This is a genomic window from Asanoa sp. NPDC050611 (assembly GCF_040654855.1).
GTDB lineage: Bacteria > Actinomycetota > Actinomycetes > Mycobacteriales > Micromonosporaceae > Asanoa.
Genome location: NZ_JBFAIU010000110.1, coordinates 1 through 21,669 on the forward strand (window position 1 = coordinate 1; position 21,669 = coordinate 21,669).

20 protein-coding genes are annotated in these 21,669 nt (G+C 72.5%); 11 read left to right on the plus strand and 9 right to left on the minus strand.

Annotation, left to right across the window (positions count from 1 at the left end; genetic code table 11):
* The 5 genes from AB0H87_RS18670 to AB0H87_RS18690 all read left to right on the plus strand — a co-directional run.
* Positions 1-851, plus strand: an 851-nt coding sequence (locus AB0H87_RS18670) for an EAL domain-containing protein (protein ID WP_360146611.1), incomplete at its 5' end; no start/stop codon positions are given.
* Between the two features lie 634 nt (positions 852-1,485).
* Positions 1,486-1,785: an Asp-tRNA(Asn)/Glu-tRNA(Gln) amidotransferase subunit GatC gene (gene gatC / locus AB0H87_RS18675; protein WP_089246218.1), complete on the plus strand. Its 300-nt coding sequence runs from the start codon at positions 1,486-1,488 to the stop codon at positions 1,783-1,785.
* Between the two features lie 5 nt (positions 1,786-1,790).
* Positions 1,791-3,275: an Asp-tRNA(Asn)/Glu-tRNA(Gln) amidotransferase subunit GatA gene (gatA, locus tag AB0H87_RS18680; RefSeq protein ID WP_360146614.1), complete on the plus strand. Its 1,485-nt coding sequence runs from the start codon at positions 1,791-1,793 to the stop codon at positions 3,273-3,275.
* Positions 3,275-4,774 (plus strand): Asp-tRNA(Asn)/Glu-tRNA(Gln) amidotransferase subunit GatB, encoded by a 1,500-nt coding sequence (gene gatB / locus AB0H87_RS18685; RefSeq protein ID WP_360146617.1) that lies wholly within the window; start codon positions 3,275-3,277, stop codon positions 4,772-4,774. Before gatA ends, gatB begins: the two co-directional genes overlap by 1 nt.
* A gap of 137 nt (positions 4,775-4,911) precedes the next feature.
* Complete coding sequence (locus AB0H87_RS18690) at positions 4,912-5,814, plus strand: MarR family transcriptional regulator (protein ID WP_360146620.1); 903 nt, start codon at positions 4,912-4,914, stop codon at positions 5,812-5,814.
* Between the two features lie 516 nt (positions 5,815-6,330).
* On the opposite strand, the gene AB0H87_RS18695 is transcribed toward AB0H87_RS18690, so the two are convergent.
* Positions 6,331-7,161: an alpha/beta fold hydrolase gene (locus tag AB0H87_RS18695; protein ID WP_360146623.1), complete on the minus strand. Its 831-nt coding sequence runs from the start codon at positions 7,159-7,161 to the stop codon at positions 6,331-6,333.
* Positions 7,162-7,210: 49 nt separating this feature from the next.
* Here AB0H87_RS18695 and AB0H87_RS18700 point away from each other — a divergent pair, with 49 nt between their 5' ends.
* Positions 7,211-7,855, plus strand: a complete 645-nt coding sequence (locus AB0H87_RS18700; protein WP_360146626.1) for a TetR/AcrR family transcriptional regulator — start codon at positions 7,211-7,213, stop codon at positions 7,853-7,855.
* Here the strand turns inward: AB0H87_RS18700 and AB0H87_RS18705 are convergent.
* The 8 genes from AB0H87_RS18705 to AB0H87_RS18740 are packed head-to-tail and all read right to left on the minus strand — an operon-like array spanning position 7,852 to position 14,995.
* Positions 7,852-9,450: a sulfatase gene (locus AB0H87_RS18705; protein WP_360146629.1), complete on the minus strand. Its 1,599-nt coding sequence runs from the start codon at positions 9,448-9,450 to the stop codon at positions 7,852-7,854. The two genes, AB0H87_RS18700 and AB0H87_RS18705, sit on opposite strands and share 4 nt — an antisense overlap.
* Complete coding sequence (gene ribA, locus AB0H87_RS18710) at positions 9,447-10,082, minus strand: GTP cyclohydrolase II (RefSeq protein WP_360146661.1); 636 nt, start codon at positions 10,080-10,082, stop codon at positions 9,447-9,449. Before ribA ends, AB0H87_RS18705 begins: the two co-directional genes overlap by 4 nt.
* An 8-nt stretch (positions 10,083-10,090) precedes the next feature.
* Entirely contained in the window at positions 10,091-10,783 is a 693-nt protein-coding gene (locus AB0H87_RS18715) for a dihydrofolate reductase family protein (protein ID WP_360146632.1), read from the minus strand.
* Complete coding sequence (locus tag AB0H87_RS18720) at positions 10,776-11,756, minus strand: lysylphosphatidylglycerol synthase transmembrane domain-containing protein (RefSeq protein ID WP_360146664.1); 981 nt, start codon at positions 11,754-11,756, stop codon at positions 10,776-10,778. Before AB0H87_RS18720 ends, AB0H87_RS18715 begins: the two co-directional genes overlap by 8 nt.
* Before the next feature lie 47 nt (positions 11,757-11,803).
* Positions 11,804-12,610 carry a methyltransferase domain-containing protein gene (locus AB0H87_RS18725; protein WP_360146635.1) on the minus strand — a complete coding sequence of 269 codons (807 nt, stop codon included), beginning with the start codon at positions 12,608-12,610 and terminating at the stop codon, positions 11,804-11,806.
* Positions 12,607-13,614, minus strand: coding sequence for a glycosyltransferase family 4 protein (locus tag AB0H87_RS18730; protein ID WP_360146638.1), 1,008 nt, complete (start codon positions 13,612-13,614; stop codon positions 12,607-12,609). The genes AB0H87_RS18725 and AB0H87_RS18730 overlap by 4 nt, the downstream gene beginning before the upstream one ends.
* On the minus strand, positions 13,611-14,009 hold the full coding sequence (locus AB0H87_RS18735) for a 6-carboxytetrahydropterin synthase (RefSeq protein WP_360146641.1): 399 nt from the start codon (positions 14,007-14,009) through the stop codon (positions 13,611-13,613). Before AB0H87_RS18735 ends, AB0H87_RS18730 begins: the two co-directional genes overlap by 4 nt.
* A gap of 8 nt (positions 14,010-14,017) precedes the next feature.
* The gene (locus tag AB0H87_RS18740) at positions 14,018-14,995 is read right to left on the minus strand and encodes a zinc-binding alcohol dehydrogenase (RefSeq protein WP_360146644.1); all 978 of its coding nucleotides are present in this window, start codon (positions 14,993-14,995) and stop codon (positions 14,018-14,020) included.
* A gap of 210 nt (positions 14,996-15,205) precedes the next feature.
* Between AB0H87_RS18740 and AB0H87_RS18745 the strand changes: the two genes are divergently transcribed.
* From AB0H87_RS18745 to AB0H87_RS18765, 5 genes are all read left to right on the plus strand, one after another.
* Positions 15,206-15,811 (plus strand): CDP-alcohol phosphatidyltransferase family protein, encoded by a 606-nt coding sequence (locus AB0H87_RS18745; RefSeq protein ID WP_360146647.1) that lies wholly within the window; start codon positions 15,206-15,208, stop codon positions 15,809-15,811.
* Positions 15,804-16,802 (plus strand): methionine synthase, encoded by a 999-nt coding sequence (locus tag AB0H87_RS18750; RefSeq protein ID WP_360146650.1) that lies wholly within the window; start codon positions 15,804-15,806, stop codon positions 16,800-16,802. The genes AB0H87_RS18745 and AB0H87_RS18750 overlap by 8 nt, the downstream gene beginning before the upstream one ends.
* 30 nt (positions 16,803-16,832) lie before the next feature.
* Positions 16,833-17,186 (plus strand): VOC family protein, encoded by a 354-nt coding sequence (locus AB0H87_RS18755; RefSeq protein ID WP_360146653.1) that lies wholly within the window; start codon positions 16,833-16,835, stop codon positions 17,184-17,186.
* Between the two features lie 119 nt (positions 17,187-17,305).
* Entirely contained in the window at positions 17,306-19,432 is a 2,127-nt protein-coding gene (ligA, locus tag AB0H87_RS18760) for an NAD-dependent DNA ligase LigA (protein WP_360146656.1), read from the plus strand.
* A 165-nt stretch (positions 19,433-19,597) separates the two neighbouring features.
* Positions 19,598-21,669: EAL domain-containing protein (locus tag AB0H87_RS18765; RefSeq protein ID WP_360146659.1), on the plus strand; the 2,072-nt coding region annotated here is incomplete at its 3' end.

A 21,669-nucleotide genomic window follows, 5' to 3' on the forward strand; every position in this document is an offset into this window, starting at 1 on the left:
GCCGCGCGGGCCAGCTGGGCCGCAACCGCATCGAGTGGTACGACGCGTACCTCGAGGAGCAGCTCGTCCGCCGCATGGACCTCGAACGGGAACTACCGGGCGCCGCCACGCGCGGCGAGCTCGACCTGGTCTTCCAGCCGGTCATCGGCCTGCACGACGGCCAGCCGGTCGGCGCCGAGGCGCTGCTGCGCTGGCGCAACCCGTCGCTGGGCACGGTGCTGCCGAGCGAGCTGCTCCCGGTCGCCGAGGACCTGGGCGTGATCGCCGAGATCGGCCAGTGGGTGCTGCAGGAGGCCTGCCGCCGGATCGCGGGCTGGGACCCGCGGCTGTGGCTGTCGATCAACGTCTCTCCCGCCGAGCTGGCCTCGCCCGACTTCGTCAGCCAGGTGGCCGGAACCTTGGTCACCAGCCGCCTGGCACCCGAACGCCTGGTCATCGAGATCGCGGAGGGCCGCGTCGGCGCCGACACCCCGACGGTGGTCACGCAGCTGGCGGGCCTGCGGGCGCTCGGCGTGCGAACGGCCCTGGACGACTTCGGCGCGGCCCAGGCGAGCCTGGCGCACCTACGCCGCCTACCGATCGACATCCTCAAGGTCGACCGCGCCCTGGTCGGCGACCACGGCGCGGCGCGTCAGAACGGCGGCCTGGCCAAGCCCTTGATCGACGTCGTGGTCAGCGTCGGCCGCCGGCTCGGCATGGAGATCATCGCGGAGGGCCTGGAATCGGGCGCCCAGGTCGACCAGGCCCGCGCGGCCGGCTGCCAACTCGGCCAGGGCTTCGCCCTCGCGCGGCCGGCCCCGGCGGAACGCTTCGAAGCCTTCCTCGCGGAACGGCTCGCTCAACCGAGCTGACGGCCAAGGGCCAACCGACGATCAAGATCGGGCGGTCCCGGGCCCGCGGTGGTCCGGACCGTCGCTCCCGCCGGACACCGCCCGCTCCGCGATCGCTGCCACGCCCGCGTCATCCCCGGCGCCGCTCCCCGCCGAACGCCGCCGGCAAGAATCCCGCTCCCCGGCCCAATCTCGAGCCGCACCTGTTGCCGTCCCGCCGCTACTACCGCAGGGCAAGGTCCGCATTTGCCCCAACCGTGTCGGCGGGATGATCCGCGAATTGCCGGAACACCGAGACCGTGCGGTCCGGAATAACAGAGCGAGCCAAACCGGTTCGTGTCCTCGGGACGGGTTGGGGTCGAGAGGCGCGGGCCTGGCAGGGACGGGCCCCCTGGGGCCCGGCCCGGTGTCCGGCGGGAGCGACGGTCCGGACCACCGCGGACCCGGGACAAGAAAGTGAATTTGATCGGCTTTTGATGGCCACCGACCCGCAGCGCGTAAAGATTGAATGTCCTTCTGTTTCCGTCGCGAAACGGCGGAGGGGCCGGCACAGGGACGTTCGGCGGGACAAATAGACTCGCTCGGGTCGCCGGGGGCGTGCCACGCTCCCGAGCGGACCGCATACGAATCGCCCACACGACGCAAGGGGGCACCGATGGCTGCCATTTCCCGCGATGAGGTCGCGCATCTCGCGCGGCTCTCGCGGCTCGCCGTGACCGAGCAGGAGCTCGACACGTTCGCCGGTCAGCTGGACGTGATCCTCCAGGCCGTGGCACGGGTGGGTGAGGTCGCCGCCGCGGATATTCCGCCTACCTCGCACTCCGTGCCGCTGACCAACGTGCTGCGCGAAGACGTCGTGATCAACTGCCTGACCCGGGAAGAGGCCCTCGCGGGCGCCCCGGACGTCGAGGAAGACCGGTTCCGGGTGCCGCGCATCCTGGACGAGGAGGCGTGACGAACGTGTCCGATCTGACCAAACTGACCGCCGCCGACCTCGCCAAGCGGATCAGCGACGGCGACGTCTCGGCGGAAGAGGTGACCCGCGCCCACCTCGACCGGATCGCCGCCATCGACGGCAAGGTGCACGCCTTCCTGCACGTCGACGCCGACGGGGCGATCGACGCCGCCCGCCGGATCGACGCCAAGCGCGCCCGCAAGGAGGCCCTCGGCCCGCTGGCCGGCGTGCCCGTCGCCGTCAAGGACGTCCTGACCACGAGAGGCGTCCCGACCACGGCCGGCTCCAAGATCCTCGAGGGGTGGCGCCCGCCCTACGACTCGACCGTCGTCGAGCGGCTCAAGGACGCCGGCACCGTGATCCTCGGGAAGACCAACATGGACGAGTTCGCGATGGGCTCGTCGACCGAATACTCCGCCTACGGGCCGACCAACAACCCCTGGGACCTCGGCCGGATCCCCGGCGGCTCCGGCGGCGGCAGCGCCGCGGCGATCGCCGCCTACGAGGCACCGCTCGCGATCGGCACCGACACCGGCGGCTCGATCCGCCAGCCCGGCGCGGTCACCGGCACCGTCGGCTCGAAGCCCACCTACGGCGGCACCTCCCGGTACGGCCTCATCGCCTTCTCCTCCAGCCTCGACACCCCGGGCCCCTGCGCCCGCACGGTGCTCGACGCGGCCCTGCTGCACGAGGTCATGGCCGGCCACGACGCCCGCGACTCCACCTCGATCCCCCAGCCCGTGCCGCCGGTCGTCGAGGCCGCCCGGCGCGGCATGACCGGCGACCTGACCGGCGTCAAGCTGGGCCTGGTCACCGAGTTCGACGCGAGCGAGGGCGCCGAGCCCGGCGTGCTGGCCGCCTTCCGCGACGCGCTCACCGCGCTGACCAAGCTCGGCGCCGAGGTCGTCGAGGTGTCCGCACCGCACTTCCAGTACGCGCTGCCCGCCTACTACCTGATCGCGCCGAGCGAGTGCTCCTCGAACCTCGCCCGGTTCGACGGCGTCCGCTACGGCCTGCGGGTCGGCGACGACGGCAACCGGTCGCTGGAAGAGGTCATGTCGCTGACCCGCGAGGCCGGCTTCGGCCCCGAGGTCAAGCGCCGGATCATGCTCGGCACCTACGCGCTGTCCAGCGGCTACTACGACGCCTACTACGGCCAGGCGCAGAAGGTCCGCACGCTGATCACGCAGGACTTCAACCAGGCCTTCGAGCAGGTCGACGTGCTGGTCTCGCCGACGACCCCGTTCGTGGCGTTCCCGTTCGGGTCGCGCACGTCCGACCCCTACCAGATGTACCTCGCCGACCTCTTCACGATCCCGACCAACCTGTACGGCGGCCCCGGCATCTCGGTGCCCTGCGGGCTCTCGGACGGGCTGCCGGTCGGCTTCCAGATCATGGCGCCGACCATGGCCGACGACCGCATGTACCGGGTCGCCGCCGCGCTCGAGTCCGCCGTCGGCACGCTGACCCCGCCGTCCCTGGAGGGCTGATGACCACCACGACGCTGCCCGCGTACGACGACGCGGTCGCCGCCTTCGAGCCCGTGATCGGGCTGGAGACCCACGTCGAGCTCGGCACCAAGACCAAGATGTTCTGCGGCTGCCCGACCGACTTCGGCGGTGAGCCCAACACCCGGGTCTGCCCGGTCTGCCTCGGCCTGCCCGGTGCGCTGCCGGTGGCCAACAAGGCCGCGATCGAGGCGACGATCCGGATCGGCCTCGCGCTCAACTGCTCGATCGCCACCTGGTGCCGGTTCGCCCGGAAGAACTACTTCTACCCGGACATGCCGAAGAACTTCCAGATCAGCCAGTACGACGAGCCGCTGTGCGTCGACGGCTACCTGGACGTCGAGGTCGACGGCCGGACGGTCCGGATCGGCATCGAGCGGGTGCACCTCGAGGAGGACACCGGCAAGACGCTGCACGTCGGCGGCGCGACCGGCCGCATCCACGGCGCGACCGAGTCGCTGGTCGACTACAACCGCGCCGGGATCCCGCTGGTCGAGATCGTCACCAAGCCGGTCCCCGGCGCCGGGGCGCTCGCACCCGAGGTGGCCCGCGCCTACGTCACCGAGCTGCGCGACATCCTGCGCGGCCTGGGCGTCTCCGACGTCCGGATGGAGGAGGGCTCGCTGCGCTGCGACGTCAACACGTCGCTCAACCGGCCCGGCGAAGAATGGGGCACCCGCACCGAGACCAAGAACGTCAACTCGCTGCGCTCGGTCGAGCGGGCCGTCCGGTCGGAGATCATCCGGCAGGCGTCGGTGCTCGAGTCCGGCGGCCGGATCGTGCAGGAGACCCGGCACTTCTCCGAGGAGACCGGCGACACCCGCCCGGGCCGCTCCAAGGAGGAGGCGACCGACTACCGCTACTTCCCGGAGCCGGACCTGGTGCCGCTCGCGCCGGACCCGGCCTGGGTCGAGTCCCTGAAGGCCGCGCTGCCCGAGCCGCCGCGGGTGCACCGCAAGCGCCTCCAGGACGCCTGGGGTCTGTCCGATCTGGACATGCAGTCGGTGGTCAACGCGGGCGCGGTCGAGCTGATCGAGGAGACGGTGGCGGCGGGTGCCACCGCCACGGCGGCCCGCAAGTGGTGGCTGGGTGAGCTGGCCCGGCGCGCCAACGAGACCGGCGTCGAGCTGTCGGCCGTCGGCGCCACGCCGGCGCAGGTCGCCGAGCTGCAGACGCTGGTCGACGGCGGCAAGCTCAACGACAAGCTCGCCCGGGTGGTGCTGGAGGGCGTCGTCGCGGGCGAGGGCTCCCCGACGGCGGTGATGGAGGCCCGCGGGCTCGCGGTCGTCTCCGACACCGGCGCCCTGACCGTGGCGGTCGACGAGGCCATCGCCGCCAACGCGGCCGTGGCCGACAAGGTCCGCGGCGGCAACCTCGCCGCGGCCGGCGCACTGATCGGCGCGGTCATGAGGACCACCAAGGGCCAGGCGGACGCGAAGGCGGTCCGCGAGCTGATCCTCGAGCGCCTCGGCGCCAACTGAAAGACGAGTTCCCGGGTCCGTCGGGGGCGCGACCGTCGCTCCCGCCGGACACCGCTCGCTCCGCTTCGCTGCCACGTCCGCGGTTGGTCGCGGCCATTTAGTTTCCATGGCTACTGTTTCCATGTAGAGTAAATCGCGTGGACGACGACACCGCGACCGGGCGCCTCCTGTGGCACGTCACGCTGCGGTGGCGCGCGGCCGTCGACCGGGCCGTCGCGCCGCTGGGCCTGACCCACGCGCAATACAGCCTGATCGCCTCGCTCTACGGACTGACCCGCCGCGGCGGCCAACCCACGCAACGCGAGCTGGCCGAGTTCGCCGAGCTGGAGCCGATCTACGTGTCGAAGCTGGTCCGCGCCCTCGCCGACAGCGGCCTGGTGACCAGAACGGCGCACCCGACGGACGCCCGCGCGGTGCAGCTCGGGCTCACCGAGCAGGGCCTGCAGGTCACCCAGGCGGCGATCGGTGTGGTGCACGCCCTGCAGCACGACCTGACCCAGCCGATCGGCGGGCCGGCGAGTCCACGCAACCGTCAGCTCATCGCCATTCTCAAGGACCTGCTCGGCGCACCGCCGGGCCAACCAGACGGGAGCCAGGCCATGACCACGACGCCAACCCTGACCGGCCAGGACGTCGCCGAGGCGCAGGGCGCGCTCGGCGCGCTGCTCGACCACGTCCTGGCCAACGCCGACGTGTCCGGCACCGAATACGTCACCTTCCGCGTCATCACCGCCCGCGGCCCGTGGGCGACGCACCGGGACCTGAGTTCCTACCTCGCCGGGCAGCCGCAGCTACGCCTCGACCCGCAGGCCGCCGCAGCGCTCTGCGCCGGCCTGGTCCAAAAGGGACTCGTTTCGGCGGGCGAGCCGGTCGCGCTCACGGACGGGGGCGCCCGCCTGTTCGCGGACCTGAGCGAGACGGTCCGCCGCACCACGACCGACATCTACGCGGGCCTCGACCCGGCCGACCTGGCCACGGCACACAACGTGCTCGCCACGCTCACCGACCGGGCGCGCCGAGCCACCACACCGGCGAACTAGTCGCGCCGCCCGGGTCCGGGAGATCTCCGCGCCCCGTCCCCGTCCACGGCATGTCACCGCGGACCGCTGGCCACCGCGGCCGGAGCCGGAGATCCGGCTCCGGTCCGGGTCCAGGCCGCACCTCACCGCGGAGCCCGGCCACACCGGCCGGGAAAAGCCGCCGGGCAACCACTCCCGCCCGAATCCCAGATCGCTGACCACCGCCGCCGGACCCGGAGATCCAGCTCCGGCCCAGGTCCAGGCCGCGTCTCACCGCGGAGCCCGGCCACCCCGCCGGGAAAGGCGGCCAGGCAACCACTCCCACCGGAACCCCAGCTCGCTGACCACCGCCGCCGGACCCGGAGACCCGGCGCCGGCCCGCGTCCAGCCCGCGCCCAACCGCGGAGCCCGGCCACCCCGGCCGAAAAAGGCCGCCCGGCAACCAATCCCGTCCAGACGGCCGCGGCTGAATGCGGCGGCAGTGCCCCTCCAGATCGCGGGACCGCGCACACTACGCGCCGGGGCGGACCGCGGTGGTCAGGGCTTGTGGAGCGCGTCGGCGGGTGTGCCGAAGAAGTCCGCGATCGGGTTCACCAACTGTGGGAGGGCTCGGTTGATCGCGTCGTGGCCGCCGCGGGGGATGACGATCGTCCGGGCGTGTGGCATTGCCCGCGCCAGTGCCTCGTTGCCCGTCACGTAGTAGCGTGGCCCGCCCGCGCCGCAGGCCAGCAGCACCTCGGCCGTGACACCCGACCAGCGCGTCGCCGGACCGTCGTTGGCGTGGATCAGGGCCGTTTCGTCCAGCGTCATCCCCACCAGGTCGCCCATCGTCCGGCCGATCGGTGTGCGCAGGAACAGTCGCGTCATGGCCACCCGTAAGCCCAGTGGCAGTTTCGACGCCGCCTGGTGGTTGTTGATGCCGCCGGCCGTGATGGCGAGGGCCCGGGCGTTGTCGCCCGTGGCCGCCGCCGCCCGCGCCGCCGGCAGCCACGCCGACGGTGTGTTGCCGTCGACCGACACCGCCGCGTCGTAGAGCGCGAGCCGCTTGATCGGCAGCCGCGGCGCGCCCAGCAGCGCGATGAACCCCCCGCCGCTGTGCCCGATGACGTTCTCCGCGCCCGTGTGTGCGAGCACCGCCGCCAGGTCGTCGACGTCCTGCTCCCCCGTGTAGGGCACCTCCCGCGGCCCCGCGTCGCCCCGCCCCCGCCGGTTGTAGAGATGCACCGTGAACCGGTCGGCCAGCGCCGCCGCGAACCGCTCGTAGACGTCGATCGTGACCCCGCCGCCGTGCACGACGACCAGGCCGGGCCCCGTGCCCGTGGAATGCACCGGGATCGGCACACCGTCGCGTGCCATGACCAGTTCCATGAGAGCACCTCCAAAACCGCGAACGTGGTTCGCAGTTTACAGTGATGAGGTGGCCGAAGCGCAACCCATCTGGACCAGACGCCAACGCGGCACCCGCGGCCCCGCCCCGGGTCACACCCGGGCGGAGATCGTGGCGGCGGCGATCGCGATCGCGGACGCCGAGGGCCTACCCGCGGTCTCGATGCGCGCTGTGGCCACGAAGCTGGACACGGCGGCCGGTGCGCTCTACCGCTACCTGTCGTCCCGCGACGACCTGCTGGACCTGATGACCGACCACGCGGTCGGCGAACTGCGGCCCTACCCGCCGCCGGACGGCGACTGGCTGGACCAGCTGAGCGCGCTGGCCAACAAGCAGCTGGACCTGCACCGCCGGCATCCCTGGCTGGCCGACCTGGTCCAGCGCCCGACCGCGGTCGGCCCGCAGGCGCTGTCCTGGTTCGACCACTGCCTGGGCGTGCTGGCGCCGACGAAGGCACCGACCGCCACCAGGTTCGAGGCGATCGCCGTGATGACCGGCTTGGTCGTCCTCTTCAGCCGCAGCGCCGCGAACGCACAGCAACAGGCCTTCACGACCCTGGATCCGGCCCGCCACCCCCACCTGGTGGCAGCGCTGGCCGAGCCCGGCCCCCCACCGCGGGGCGACCTGTTCGACCGCGCCCTCCGCGGCGTCCTGACCGGCCTGCTGACCGGCTAGGGCGCGGCGAACGCGCCCAGGAAGCGGTCCCGGAACGTGTCCATGCGCCACACCGGGCCCTCGGCCGCCGGCGCCAGCCCGGGCGACCAGCCCCAGCTCGAGATGCGCGGCAGCACCTTCGGATCCTTGGCGATCACCGTGATCGGCACGTCGCGGTTGGGGTCCGGCCCCGTGATGATCGGCGACGGCTGGTGGTCGCCCAGCATGACCAGGACCGTGTTGTCGGTGCCGTACTTCTCCATGTAGGACACCAGGCTGTCGACCGAGTACTCCACCGTCCGCCGGTAGTTGTCGCGGACCTTCGTCGCCGACTCGTTGTCGATCTCGCCGGGGTTGCCGCCCCGCCCGCCGTTGCCCGGGTACGTCGACCCGTCGCCCAGCGTGTCCCAGTCCATCATCGGCGGCACCGGGTCCCAGGGCGCGTGGCTGGAGAGCAGGTCGATCTCGGCCATCACGGGCTGCCGCGAAGGCAGCGGCCGGGCCAGCTCCGTCCGCTGGAACGAGTGCAGCGTGAACTGGTCCGGGATCGACGAGAACGCGTAACCCTGGCCCTTGTAGCCCAGCGTCCGGTCGTCGTACTCCTTGTCGAAGCCGTAGACCCGACCCTCCGGCCAGTCGCGCCGGTTGGCCGGCATCACCGCGACCGTCCGCCAGCCCGCCTTCGAGAACGCGGTCGTCAGCGTGTAGCGGGAGCCCTCCGTGAAGCGGCCGTACCGCCGCTGGCTGTCGATCCACAGCCCCGACTGGAACGTCGAGTGGGCCAGCCAGCTCCCGCCGCCGATCGTCGAGGACGTCAGCCAGCCGCTCTGCGCCTGGAAGCCCGCCGCGGCCAGGGCGGACGACCGGGACTTCAGCAGCGCCGCGGTCTCCGGGTAGTTCACGGCGTCCCGGCCGTAGCTCTCCACGAACGCGAAGATGACGTCCTTGCCGCGCAACCCCTGCAACAGCTGGGCGGAGGGCACGTCGCGGTACGCGTCGGTCTGCTCCTCACGGTCGTACGCCGCGAGGTCGACGATGTCCTCCCGCAGTTGCGCGGCATGCCCGTAGGCGGCCGCCGCCGTCGAGCGCCCCGCGATCGGCACGCCGGGCAGGATGTGCACGCCGAGCAGCGCGAGCACCACCCAGGCCACGCCGAGCACCGCGACCACCCGCAGCGCCAGCGACCGGCGGACCGCCACGACCCGCGACAGCCGCAGGATCGACAGCGTCGCCAGCACCGGCACGGCGATCGCCAGCAGGATCGCGACGATGACCGCGACCACCGCGCCGGTCTTGCCGAACGACTCGGAGACCCACTCGGACGCGGCCCGGAACAGCGACCAGTCCGACAGCGGGTCGAACTGGCGCGCGAGCGTCACGCCGAAACCCAGGTCGAGCAGCTTGAGGATGGTGATCGCGCCCAGCAGCACGCCGGCCACGATGCCGACGACCGTGCGGGCGCGGGCGGGCAGGAACACGACGACCGCGACGCCGACCAGGGCCTCGAGCGGGATCACCAGGATCGCCCACGGGCTCAGCGCGGCGAAGTCGTCGGGGACGAGCAGGAGCAGCAGGACGAAGAACGCCGCCAGACCGGTCAGGATCCGGCTTTTCATGACGCGAGCCAGTCCGGTTCCACCGTGCGCCGGGCGTGGCGCGCCTTGGCCGCGAGGTAGCCGGCGTTCGCGGCGGACAGGTGCACGCGGGTCGGCACCCGCTTCGTCACCGTCACACCGAGGGAGTTGAGCTGCTCCTCCTTGTCGGGGTTGTTGGACAGCAACGCGATCCGGTCGACGCCGAGGGCGCGCAGCATCTGCGCGGCGGCCGTGTAGTCACGCTCGTCCTCCGCGTGGCCGAGCGCGAGGTTCGCCTCGTACGTGTCCATTCCGGTGTCCTGCAGGGCGTACGCGTCGAGCTTGGCGTAGAGGCCGATCCCCCGGCCCTCCTGGCGGAGGTAGAGCAGCAGCCCGCCGACGTTGCTGATCCGCTCGACGGCCTCGCGCAGCTGCGGACCGCAGTCGCAGCGCTCGCTGCCGAACACGTCGCCGGTCAGGCACTCGCTGTGCGGGCGCACCAGGGGCGCCTCGTCGCGGGCGAGGGTGCCGCGCCAGTCGCCGAGCCCGAGAGCGATGTGCTCCTTGTCGTCGGCCAGCCCGTGGAACGAGAACACCTCTGCCGTGGTGGCGTAGCCGTCGGGGAACCGAAGGGGGACCGATACCTCGGTGCGTATCGTCGCGTCTTCCATCAATCTCCTCATCAGACGGTGCCGAACCGGGGCGAGAGCGCGTACCGCAGCAACACCACGTCGCCCACCTGGCGGACCTCGGCCAGGTGCGCCCGGCGCTCCTGGCTCCACGGGAACTCCCCGTCGCCCACGAACCGGGGTGCCTTCGAGTCGCCGACGAAGAACGGTGCCACCACGAGGTGCAGCTCGTCGGCGAGCTCCTCGGTCAGGAACTGGGTGTGAATGGTGCCACCACCCTCGACCATCAGCCGGCCGACCCCGCGGGCGTAGAGGTCCTCGGCGACCCGGCGCAGGTTGACCGGCTGCCCGCCGTCGACGATCGTGGCGTGCCGGCTGAGCCGCGACCGGGCCTGGTCCACCGTGGAGCTAGCGCAGTAGACCAGCTTCTCCGCGTCGCCCGCCTGGAAGAACGCGGCCTCCGCGTCGAGGCCGCCGCCCTCGGTGACGGTCACCTTGCGCGGCGAGGGATGCTGCCCCCGGGCCACCCGGGCGGCCCGGTGCTCGGGCGACTTCACCACGAGCCGGGGGTTGTCCCGCCGGACCGTCTCGGCACCGACCAGGATCGCGTCGCATCCGGCCCGAACGTGGTCGACCCGGTCGAAATCGGTCGCGTTGGACAGCAGCAGGCGCTCGTCGGCGGTGTCGTTCACGTAACCGTCGATGGACATCGCGCAGCTCAGGAGGATGTAAGGTCGCTCAGCCATGGCTGTACTCCGGTTGCCGGTGGACGCCGTTGTCCAGTAGCTCATGCTCCAGCATTACCGGTTTCTCCGCAGCGCGCCGTCGGTCCACCCAACGAAGCACCAGCACCACGGCGCCGGGCAGGCTCGCGACCAGCGCCAACACGCCGAACACGACGGCGGTCGCGACACCCTGGGCCGAGGTGAGCCCGGCCGCGCCGAACGCCCAGGCCGCCACGCCCTCGCGCGGACCCCAGCCGGCGATGTTGCAGGGCAACGCCATGGCCAGCAGGGCCAGCAGGGTCAGCGGGGCGAGCAGGTGCAGCGGTGCGGTCGCGCCGGCGGTGCGTGCCGCGACCAGGAAGGTGATCAGGTGGCCGGCCAGCACCACGGCGGTGGTGAGCAGGACGCCGATGCCCGTGCCGGCCGACGACAGCCCGGTGCGACCGCGCTTGCCGAGGATCCTGGTTACCCGGCCCTTGACCAGGTACGCGATCAGGGCCGCGACGGCCAGCGCGGCGACGGCGAGCGGCATGTGCCGGCGCACGGGTGAGGGGAACACGGCCAGGGTTACCACAGAAAGCGCGATCGTAACCACGAATCCGGCCATCCGTTCGACCACGACCGCCCGTACGCCGAGCGCCACGTCACCGATGTCCTTGCCGTGCCGGACGGCCCGGTGCACGTCGCCGACCACGCCGCCGGGCAGCGTGGTGTTGAGGAACTGCGCCCGGTAGTAGGCACCCACGGCCTCCCGCAGCGGCAGCCGGACGCCGAGCGCGCGGGCCACCAGCGCCCACCGGTACGCGCAGGCCACCGTGGTCACCACGCCGATGCCGAAGGCGACCGCGATCGCCGTGGCGTCGACGCCGCGCAGCCCGTCGAGAAACGGCCCGCTGCCCAGGCGCCAGACCAGCACGGCCAGCACGCCCACGCCCGCGACGAAGCGCAGCCAGGCCCAGAGGCGCGACTTGAGCGCCGCCCGGGGCCGGGGCACGGAGGTCTTGGCGGCGGGCACGTGGACCGGCCGCGTCGCGAGGGTCGTCACGGCATCGCCAGCAGGTCGACATGGTGGACGGTCGCGGCGAGCCGCCCCTCGGCGATCTCCGCGAGGCGCCGGCGGGCGTAGCCCTCGGCCGGCTTGCCCAGCGCCGGCACCTGCTCGACCGCCGCCGCGAGCCACTCGCGGAACCAGGCCGTGACCAGGTCGCGGTCGTCGGCGCCCAACTCCCACGGGCTGGGTCGCAACGTGACCGCGACGCCGTGCCGGGCGAACGCGTCCGCGAGCGCGGTGACCGCGTCGGGGCCGAGCAGCGCGCGCTCGCCGACCGTCCGCCGCTGGTGCGCGTTGAAGGCCGCGGCGACCTCCGCGTCGAACGGGTCGGCGGGCGCGAGCTCCACCTTGCCGACGACGGACAACATGATCAGCGCGGGTACGCGCGCCTCGGCGCACGCCGCGGCGACGGCGTCGATCTCGGCCGTGGTCAGGATGTCGATCAGTGCCGAGGCGGTGACCAGGTCGGCCCCGGCGAGGTCCGCGGCGGCGAGCGTGCCGATGTCCCGCTGCCGGGTCGTGCCGGTGATGCCCGCGGGCTTGCCCGACATGGCCGCGCCGAGCAGGTCCCCGTCGCGGTCCCACATGATCCAGTGCTGGGTGGCGGGCAGCCGCGGCGCCAGCCAGCGGGCCGCCGCGCCGGTGCCGCAGCCCAGGTCGTGGATCACCAACCGGTCCGCGCCGGCGAACCGCTCGCCCAGCCGGGCGACCAGTTCGGCAGAGCGTGCGGCCGCGTCGGCGGCTTCACGCAGGCGCAGCCAGTTGGGGCTGACCCTGGGCATCAGGACACTCGTCATCTGCTCGTGCTCTCCCGCATCGCGACCGTGGACAGGACATCGGAGGCCAGCGTCGCGGTCCGCGACCAGCCCGTCAGCGCCGTGCGACGCAGCAGGGCCGACGTGCGGAGCGCGTCGCGGGCGGAGGGTTCGGACAGCCACCGGCGCAGCGCGGCGGCGAGCGCGGCCGGGTCGCCGGGCGGCACCAGCATGCCGGGCCGGGTGCCGTCGGGCGCGCGGCCGAGCGTGTCGGGCAGCCCCTGCGCGGTCGTGGTCAGCACCGGAATGCCCCGGGCGAGGGCCTCCGTGACCACCATCCCGTACGAGTCCGCACGGGATGGCAGCACCAGCAGGTCGGCATCGGCGTACGCGGCGTCGAGATCGGCACCCACCAGCGGGCCGGCGAACCGCATGCCCGCCGGTGCCGCGCGCCGCACCTCCCCGGCGAAGGCGGGCTCCCGCTCCAGCGAGCCGACGCACAGGCAGCCCCAGCCGCCGCCCGGCAGCGCCGACAGTGCGTCGGCGAGCACGTCCTGGCCCTTGTGCGGCAGGACGGCGGCGACGCAGAGGAGGCGGGATCCGGTGGCGCTGGGCGGCGTCACCGGGGCCGGGTCGACGCCGGGCGGCGCGGCGGTGGCCGGCACGCCGTAGGTCTCGTGGATGTGCCGCGCGCACCACTCGCTGGTGGTGAGCACCGCGTCGGCGGCCGTCATGACCTCGCGCTCGCCGGGGACACCGAAGACCATGTGTGCCAGCACGACGAGGTGCAGGCGCCGAACGCGGTCGACCGGGACGCCGGGTGCCAGCAGGCCGTCAACGAGGGTGAGCGCGCCGTCGGGCAGCTCGTCCAGCACCGGGCGCAGCGGCGCACCGGCCGGAACCTGGTGCTCCCGAACCGTCCAGCCGAGCGCCGCCAGCCCGGCGAGCAGCTGACGGTCGTACGCGTTCCCGCCGCTCGGGAGCGTTGCGTCGTCGATGTCATCCGGCACGACGACGTGTACGGTGCCCGGCGGCGAAAGGTTCACAGCGATCGCTCGTAGCTCGCCCACGCGATGTGCGACTCGTGCAACGTGACGGTGATGCCGGCGAGCTCGCGGCCGCCCGCACCGAGCGCGCCGGCCTTCGCCTGCTCGGCCAGCCGGTCCGCGATCACCTTGGCCAGCACCTCGGTGGTCGTGTTGAGCCCGGCCAGGGTCGGCTCGTCGTCGAGGTTGCGCAGGTTGAACTGGCTCACGACCTCCTTGAGCTGCTCGGATGCGAGGGCGATGTCGACGACGATGCCGTCGGCGTCGACCTCGGCCCGGCGGAACGTGGCGTCGACCAGGAAGGTCGCACCGTGAAGCTGCTGCGCGGGGCCGAAGACCTCGCCGCGGAAGCTGTGGGCAACCATCATGTGATCGCGCACCGTGACGCTGAACATGTGTTTCTCTACTCTCCGTAGGTGATGACGTGGCACAACCCGGCCAGGCTGCCAGACGCCAGGTCCGGCAGCACCTCGGGTAGTCGCTCGAACGGGTGCTCCGCGCTGAGCAGCGCGTCGAACGCGGGATCGCGCAGCAGGTCGAGGGCGAGCGCGAGCCGGTCCGCGTAGGACCTGGTGGACCGCCGGGCCGGGGCGACCATGCCGACCTGGCTCGCCCGGACGGACAACCGTCCGGAGTGGAATCCGGCGCCGAGCGGCACGGTCACCTCGCGGTCGCCGTACCAGCTCAGCTCGACGACCGTGCCCTCCGGGCGCAGCAGCTCCAGCGACCGGCGCAGGCCCGCCTCGGCCGCGCTGGCGTGGAAGACCAGGTCACGACCTGTTGCGGCGGCGTCCGGGTGGGCGAAGCCGACGCCGAGCGCGGCGGCGGTCTCGGCCCGCGCCGGGTCGACGTCGACCAGTTCGACGTCCACGCCCGGGAACCGGGCCAGCAGGCGGGCGACGCTGCAGCCGACCATCCCGCCGCCGATCACCGTGACCCGGTCGCCGACCAGCGGCGGCGCGTCCCAGAGGGCGTTGACCGCGGTCTCCACCGTGCCGGCCAGCACCGCGCGGGACGGCGGCACCGTCTCCGGCACGGGCACGACCGCGACCGCGGGCACGACGTACGCCGTCTGGTGCGGGTAGAGGCAGAAGACCGTCCGGCCGCGCAGCTCCGCGGGGCCCTGCTCGACCACGCCGACGTTGAGGTAGCCGTACTTCACCGGACCGGGGAAATCGCCCTCCTGGTACGGCGCCCGCATGGCCGTATGCTGGCTGGCCGGCACGGCACCGCGGAACACCAGCGTCTCGGTGCCGCGGCTGACGCCGGAGCGGAGCGTGCGGACGCGCACCTCGTCGGGGCGAGGGGCCGGGACGGTGACCGGACGGATCTCCCCCGTGCCTGGTGAGACCACCCAGAAGGCGCTTTCGGTCGGGCTCACTCGTGGCTCTCCGTCATGTTCATGAACCGAACGATCCCATCTCCCGTACCTGCATGTGCCGCTTCACGACACGGAGGAACGATGCGCGTGGTTCGATCCGGCCCCCTGGTCGGCATGTTTGCCCAGTTCATCGCGCTTGCTGCAGTGGGGGCTGCGGTCGGTATCGGCGCCGCTGGTTGGTTGACCGGCGTCGCGTACGCACTCGTCACCATGATTCTTCTCCAACACGGACTGTCATCATCCGGACTCAAGAGGTATGGCCCGGCCGACTGGGTGACGGCCGCCAGGACGGTCTTGATCGGGGTGGTCGCCGCGCTGGTCGTCGACTCCCTCGAGCATGCGCCGGCCGTCGGCGCGATCGTCGGCCTGGTCGTCGTCGCGCTGCTGCTCGACGGTGTCGACGGGCAGGTCGCCCGGCGCACGGGGACGACGTCCGCGTTCGGCGCGCGGTTCGACATGGAGGCCGACTCGTTCCTGGTCCTCGTGCTGAGCGTCTACGTCGCGCCGGCCGCGGGCTGGTGGGTGCTGGCGATCGGCGGGATGCGGTACGCGTTCGTGCTCGGCATCTGGTCGACCCGGTGGATGCGCGGCACGCTGCCGCCCCGCTACTGGCGCAAGGTCGTCGCCGCGACACAGGGCGTCGCGCTGGTCACCGCGACCGCGGGCGTGCTGCCGTTCCGCGCGACCGTCGTGCTGCTGCTGGTCGCGTTCGCGCTGCTCGTCGAATCCTTCGGTCGGGACGTGCTCTGGCTCTGGTGGGACGGTCACCCGGTCACCCGTACGCGGGTGATCGGTAGGCTCGTCCCTCGTGAGTGAGCAGGACAGTTGGCCCTGGGCGGCCGGCAGCGCGACGGGTGTCGGCTCGATGCCCGGCACCGACATCGCCGAGGCGCAGCGGATGGTGCTGGGCGAGCTGCCCGACCTGCCGCACCTCGCGGAACTGCCGGCCCGCGGCCCTGGTGCGGACATCATCGGCCGCACCTCGGCGTTCCTCGTCGACCTGCCGGTCGAGCTCTACGTCGGGCAGTGGCGGATCGCGGCGCGGCCGGGTCGTGACCTGCGGCGGGCGCTCGACCTGCTGGAGCGCGACCTCGACCAGCTCACCGAGCAGGGTGACGGCCTCACCGGTGTGATCAAGGTGCAGGCGGCGGGGCCGTGGACGCTGGCCGCGAACGTCGACCTGCCGGTCGGTGGGCGGCTGCTGCGCGACCCGGGTGCGGTGCGCGACCTGGCTGCGTCGTTGACCGAAGGGCTGCGCAGGCACGTCGAGGACGTCCGGCGACGGCTCCCGGGTGCGACCGTGCTGCTGCAGGTCGACGAGCCGGCGCTGCCCATGGTCCTGGCCGGGCGGGTGCCGACGGAGAGCGGCTTGAGCGCCTACCGGGCCGTGGAGTCGTCCGTCGCCACGTCGACCCTCCGCGATCTCGTGTCTGCGGTCGGCGCGCCCGTGGTGTTCCATTGCTGCGCGGCGGACGTACCCGTGGCGATGTTGGTCTCGGCGGGCGCCGCGGCCCTGTCCCTTGATCTCTCGCTGGTGACGGCGCTGGACCCGTTGGGCGAGGCCATCGACGCCGGCGTGGGCCTGCTGGCCGGCGTGGCGCCGACGAGCGGGGCACGCGCGCCGGGTCACAAGGACCTTGTCGATCGGGTACGCGCGGTCTGGGGCCAGCTCGGCTTCGGCGCAGCGGTCCTGGCCCGGCAGGTCGTGGTGACGCCCACCTGCGGGCTGGCCGGTGCGTCGGTCCCGTACGCGAAGGACGTGCTGGCGGCCTGCCGGGACGCCGGGCGGCGACTGGTCGAGGAGTAGCGGCGACCCCGGTAGGGAAAGATGGCCCGCATGATCGGCCGTCTCTACAACGTGGTGATCGACTGTCCGGATCCTGCCGCTCTGGCGGGTTTCTACAGCGAGCTGCTCGGCATGCCCGTGACGCACAAGCGCGAGGGCTGGGTGGTGGTCTCCGACGACCACATCCGGCTCGCCTTCCAGGCAGCGCCGGACCTGAAGGAGCCGCGCTGGCCCGACCCGGAGCGCCCGCAGCAGATGCACCTGGACGTGCTGGTGTCGGACATCGACTCGGCTGAGGCGGCGGCGATCGCCCTGGGCGCCAAGCGCCTGCCGGGTGACGGGGCCGATTTCCGGGTCTTTGAAGATCCGGCGGGGCACCCGTTCTGTCTGGTGTTCGAAACCTGATCTCCGCCGACCGGAGGTCCAGGCGGTCTGGGCAGCGCTGTCTGGTGTTCGAGGTCTGAGACTTTGTCGTACGGGCGGGCTAGGTTGCTTGGAGAGCACTAGTCCGGAGGTTGTCAGCCGTGTCCGAGGAAGTCCTGCCCGACCAGCCGGTGACGCCCGCACAGGCGGCGGCCGCGGGCAAGGAGCCGCCGCCCGAGGCGCGGGAGCGGCACGCCGCCCTGGCCGAGGAGATCGACGGGCACACCTACCGCTACTACGTGCTCGACGCGCCGACCATCTCCGACGCCGACTTCGACGCCCTGATGCGCTCGCTGATCGCGCTCGAGGACGAATACCCGGCCCTGCGCACGCCGGAGTCGCCGACCCAGCGGGTGGGCGGGTTCACCACCGAGTTCCGGGCGGTCGAGCACATCGAGCGGCTGCTCAGCCTCGACAACGTGTTCAGCACCGAGGGGTTGGCGGCCTGGGCCGAGCGCACGATCCGCGACGCCGGCGGGCCGGTGCGGTTCCTCTGCGAGCTCAAGGTCGACGGCCTGGCGATCAACCTGACCTACGAGAAGGGCCGGCTGGTCCGCGGCGCGACCCGGGGTGACGGGCGCACGGGCGAAGACGTCACCGGCAACGTGCGCACGATCGAGGGCATCCCGGAGCGCCTGGCGGGCAAGGACGTGCCGGAGCTGCTCGAGGTCCGTGGCGAGGTCTACTTCCCGGTCTCCGCGTTCGCCGACCTCAACGCGGGGCTGGTCGAGCAGGGCAAGGCCCCGTTCGCCAACCCGCGCAACGCGGCCGCCGGCAGCCTGCGGCAGAAGGATCCCCGGATCACCGCCTCCCGGCCGCTGCGCATGGTGGTGCACGGCATCGGCGCCCGCAAGGGGTTCACACCCAGGTCGCAGTCCCACTCCTACGAGTCGCTGCGCAAGTGGGGCCTGCCCACCAGCGACCGGTGGAAGGTCGTCGACGACCTGGCCGGGGTCGACGACTACATCGCCTACTACGGCGAGCACCGGCACGACGTCGAGCACGAGATCGACGGCGTGGTGGTCAAGGTCGACGAGATCGCGCTGCAGGGCCGGCTCGGCTCGACCAGCAAGGCACCCCGCTGGGCGATCGCGTTCAAGTACCCGCCGGAAGAGGTCAACACCAAGCTGCTCGACATCCAGGTCAACGTCGGCCGCACCGGGCGGGTCACCCCGTTCGCGGTGCTCGAGCCGGTCAAGGTCGCCGGGTCGACGGTCGCGCTGGCCACCCTCCACAATGCCCGCGAGGTCGAGCGCAAAGGCGTCCTGATCGGCGACACGATCGTCCTGCGCAAGGCCGGCGACGTGATCCCCGAGGTGCTCGGCCCGGTGATCGGGCTGCGCCCGGCCGACGCCCGGCCGTTCGAGATGCCGACCGAGTGCCCGAGCTGCGGCACGCCGCTCGCCCCGGCCAAGGAGGGCGACGTCGACATCCGTTGCCCCAACGCCCGGTCCTGCCCGGCCCAGTTGCGCGAGCGGGTCTTCGCGCTCGCCGGCCGCGGCGCGCTCGACATCGAGGTGCTGGGCTACAAGGCGGCGACGGCGCTGCTCGACTGCGGCGTGATCACCGACGAGGGCGACCTGTTCGACATCGACGCGCTGGCGCTGCGCGACTGCCCGTTCTTCGTCAACAAGGACGGCACGCTCGGCAGCAACGCGGTCAAGCTGCTCGACAACCTGGAAGAGGTCAAGCAGCGCCCGCTGTGGCGGGTCCTGGTCGCGCTCTCGATCCGGCACGTCGGCCCGACCGCGGCCCAGGCGCTGGCCCGCCACTTCGAGTCGGTCGAGCGGATCGACGAGGCGTCGGTCGAGGAGCTGTCCGGGGTCGACGGCGTGGGTCCGACGATCGCCGTGAGCCTCAAGGAGTGGTTCGCCGTCGACTGGCACCGCGAGGTGGTGCGCAAGTGGGGCGCGGCCGGCGTGCGGATGGCCGAGGAGCGCACCGACGAGGGCCCGCGCCCGCTCGAGGGCCTGACGGTCGTGGTCACCGGCACGCTCGCCGAGTTCTCCCGCGACCAGGCCACCGAGGCGATCGCGAGCCGGGGCGGCAAGGTGACCGGTTCAGTATCCAAGAAGACGGACTTTGTCGTCGTAGGCGACAATCCCGGCTCCAAGCACGACAAGGCAGTGTCGCTCAAGGTTCCGGTCCTCGACGAGGCTGGCCTGCGGATTCTTTTGGCCGACGGGCCCGACGCCGCGCGCGCCGCTGCGGTGAGTGACGAGACCTGAGCTGACTGCTATCGGCGCATAGCTGCCCGCTTGCCGCGTATTCCAACTTAATTACGACTCTGTCCGTTTCGCTCGGTTGGCGTATGACAACCATAGGGTGGGATCTTTAGTGGACGGTCCGGCCGGGACGCTGGGGGGCGTTTGTGGGGCGAGCGGGGAGGTGGGATGGACGCTGCCGCGCGTCGTAATTCCGTTCCCGCCGAACGGGCGGCCTCTTTCTACACCTTCGTCGGCGCGGTCATCGTGTCGGCGGTTCTGGCTTCGGCCGTGTCGATCAGCCACCTGCCCCAGGTGCTGCCCGATCTCCCGGCCACGTTCTGGGTGATGGCGGCGCTCGCCGTCCTTTGTGACTACCGGCCGTTCGCGCCGCCCGGCCGGCGGCAGAGCTCCGCGGTCTTCCCGTCGATCTGCTTCACGTTCGCGATCCTGCTCGCCTGGGGGCTCGGCCCCGCGCTGCTGGTGCAGGCCGCCGCCGTCGTCTCCTCGTCGATCCGGCTGCGGCACGCGCCGTGGCGGGCGGTCTTCAACGTCGCGCAGTACGCGCTGGCACTGGGCGCGGCCGAAGCCGTGCTCCGCGGCCTCGGCGAGACCGCGTTCGCGGCCGGCTCGGGTCCGACCTGGATCGACGTGATCGCGGCGGCGACGGCCGCGGCCGCCTGGTTCGTCGTCAAGTACGGCACCGTGACGATCGCCGTCCGGCTGCACGCCGGCGGGAACTGGTGGGACACGTTCCGCCACGGCGTGGCGTTCGAGTCGGTCTCCATCGGCGCCCTGCTGCTGCTCGCCCCCGTGCTGGTCGGCGGCCCGGCCGCGCGCAACGTGGCGCTGATCCCGCTGATGCTGGTGCCGCTGTTCGCCGTCTACCGGATGTCGCGGCTGTCGTCCGAGCAGGAGCACCTGGCCCGCCTCGACCCGCTCACCGGCCTGGCCAACCGCAAGGCGCTGCTCGCCGAGGTGCAGGAACAGGCGACCATGCACGCCGCCCGGGCCGCGGCCGGCGCGCCCGACCAGCACTTCGCGCTGCTGCTGCTCGACCTCGACCGGTTCAAGCACGTCAACGACGCGCTCGGCCACGCGGTCGGCGACCAGTTGCTGATCGAGGTCAGCGGGCGCCTGACCCAGACGGTGGGCCGCCACGACGTGGTCGCGCGGCTCGGCGGCGACGAGTTCGCGATCCTCGCGCCGCGGCTGACCGACGCCGGCGGCGCGCGTGAGCTGGCGGACCGGATCGTCGCGACGCTGGCGGAGCCCGTCGCGCTGGACGGCCTGCCGCTGGACGTCGCGGGTTCGATCGGCATCGCGCTCTATCCGGAGCACGGCGAGGACTTCGCCAACCTGATGCGGCACGCGGACGTCGCGATGTACGACGCGAAGCACCGCCGCGACACGGTGGTCGTCTACGCGCCCGAGTCGGACCACAACACGCCCGAGCGCCTGAGCCTGCTCGGCGACCTGCGTCGCGCGCTCGACCCGGACGTGGCCGCAGCACCCGACGCCGGCGAGATCACGATGTACTACCAGCCGCAGATCGAGATCCAGACCGGCGCCGTGGTCGGCGTGGAGGCCCTGCTCCGCTGGCGGCACCCGAAGCGCGGCATGGTCGACCCCGAAGAGCTCATCAAGGTGGCGGAGCAGAGCGCGGTGATGCGCCTGCTCACCCGCCGGGTCGTCGACGACGTGGTCGAACAGCTGGCGAAGTGGCAGGCGGCGGGCGTCTGCCTGCGCGCGGCGGTCAACGTCAGCATCCGGGACCTGCACACGCTGGAGATCGTCGACCAGGTCAAGGAGCGCCTGGCCCGCTTCGCGGTCTCCCCCGCCCAGTTGCAGCTGGAGATCACCGAGGGCGCCCTGATGGCCGACCCGCGGCGCGTGCTCGCGACGATCTCGGAGCTGGCCAAGCTCGGGGTGGCGATCGCCCTGGACGACTTCGGCACGGGCTACTCGTCGATGCAGCACCTGCGCCGGCTGCCGCTGACGGAGGTCAAGGTCGATCGGTCGTTCGTCCTCGGCATGGCCACGGACGCCGACGATCACGCCATCGTCCGCACGGTCATCGACCTGGCCGGCGCGCTGGGCCTGCGGGTGGTCGCGGAGGGCGTGGAGGACGAACGGACGTGGCGCCTGCTGCGCTCGGTGGGCTGCCACGTCGCGCAGGGCTGGTTCTACGCCCGCCCGATGCCGGCGGACGAACTGGCGGAATGGCTGGGCCGCTACCGCCCCCTCAACCCCTCGAGCTG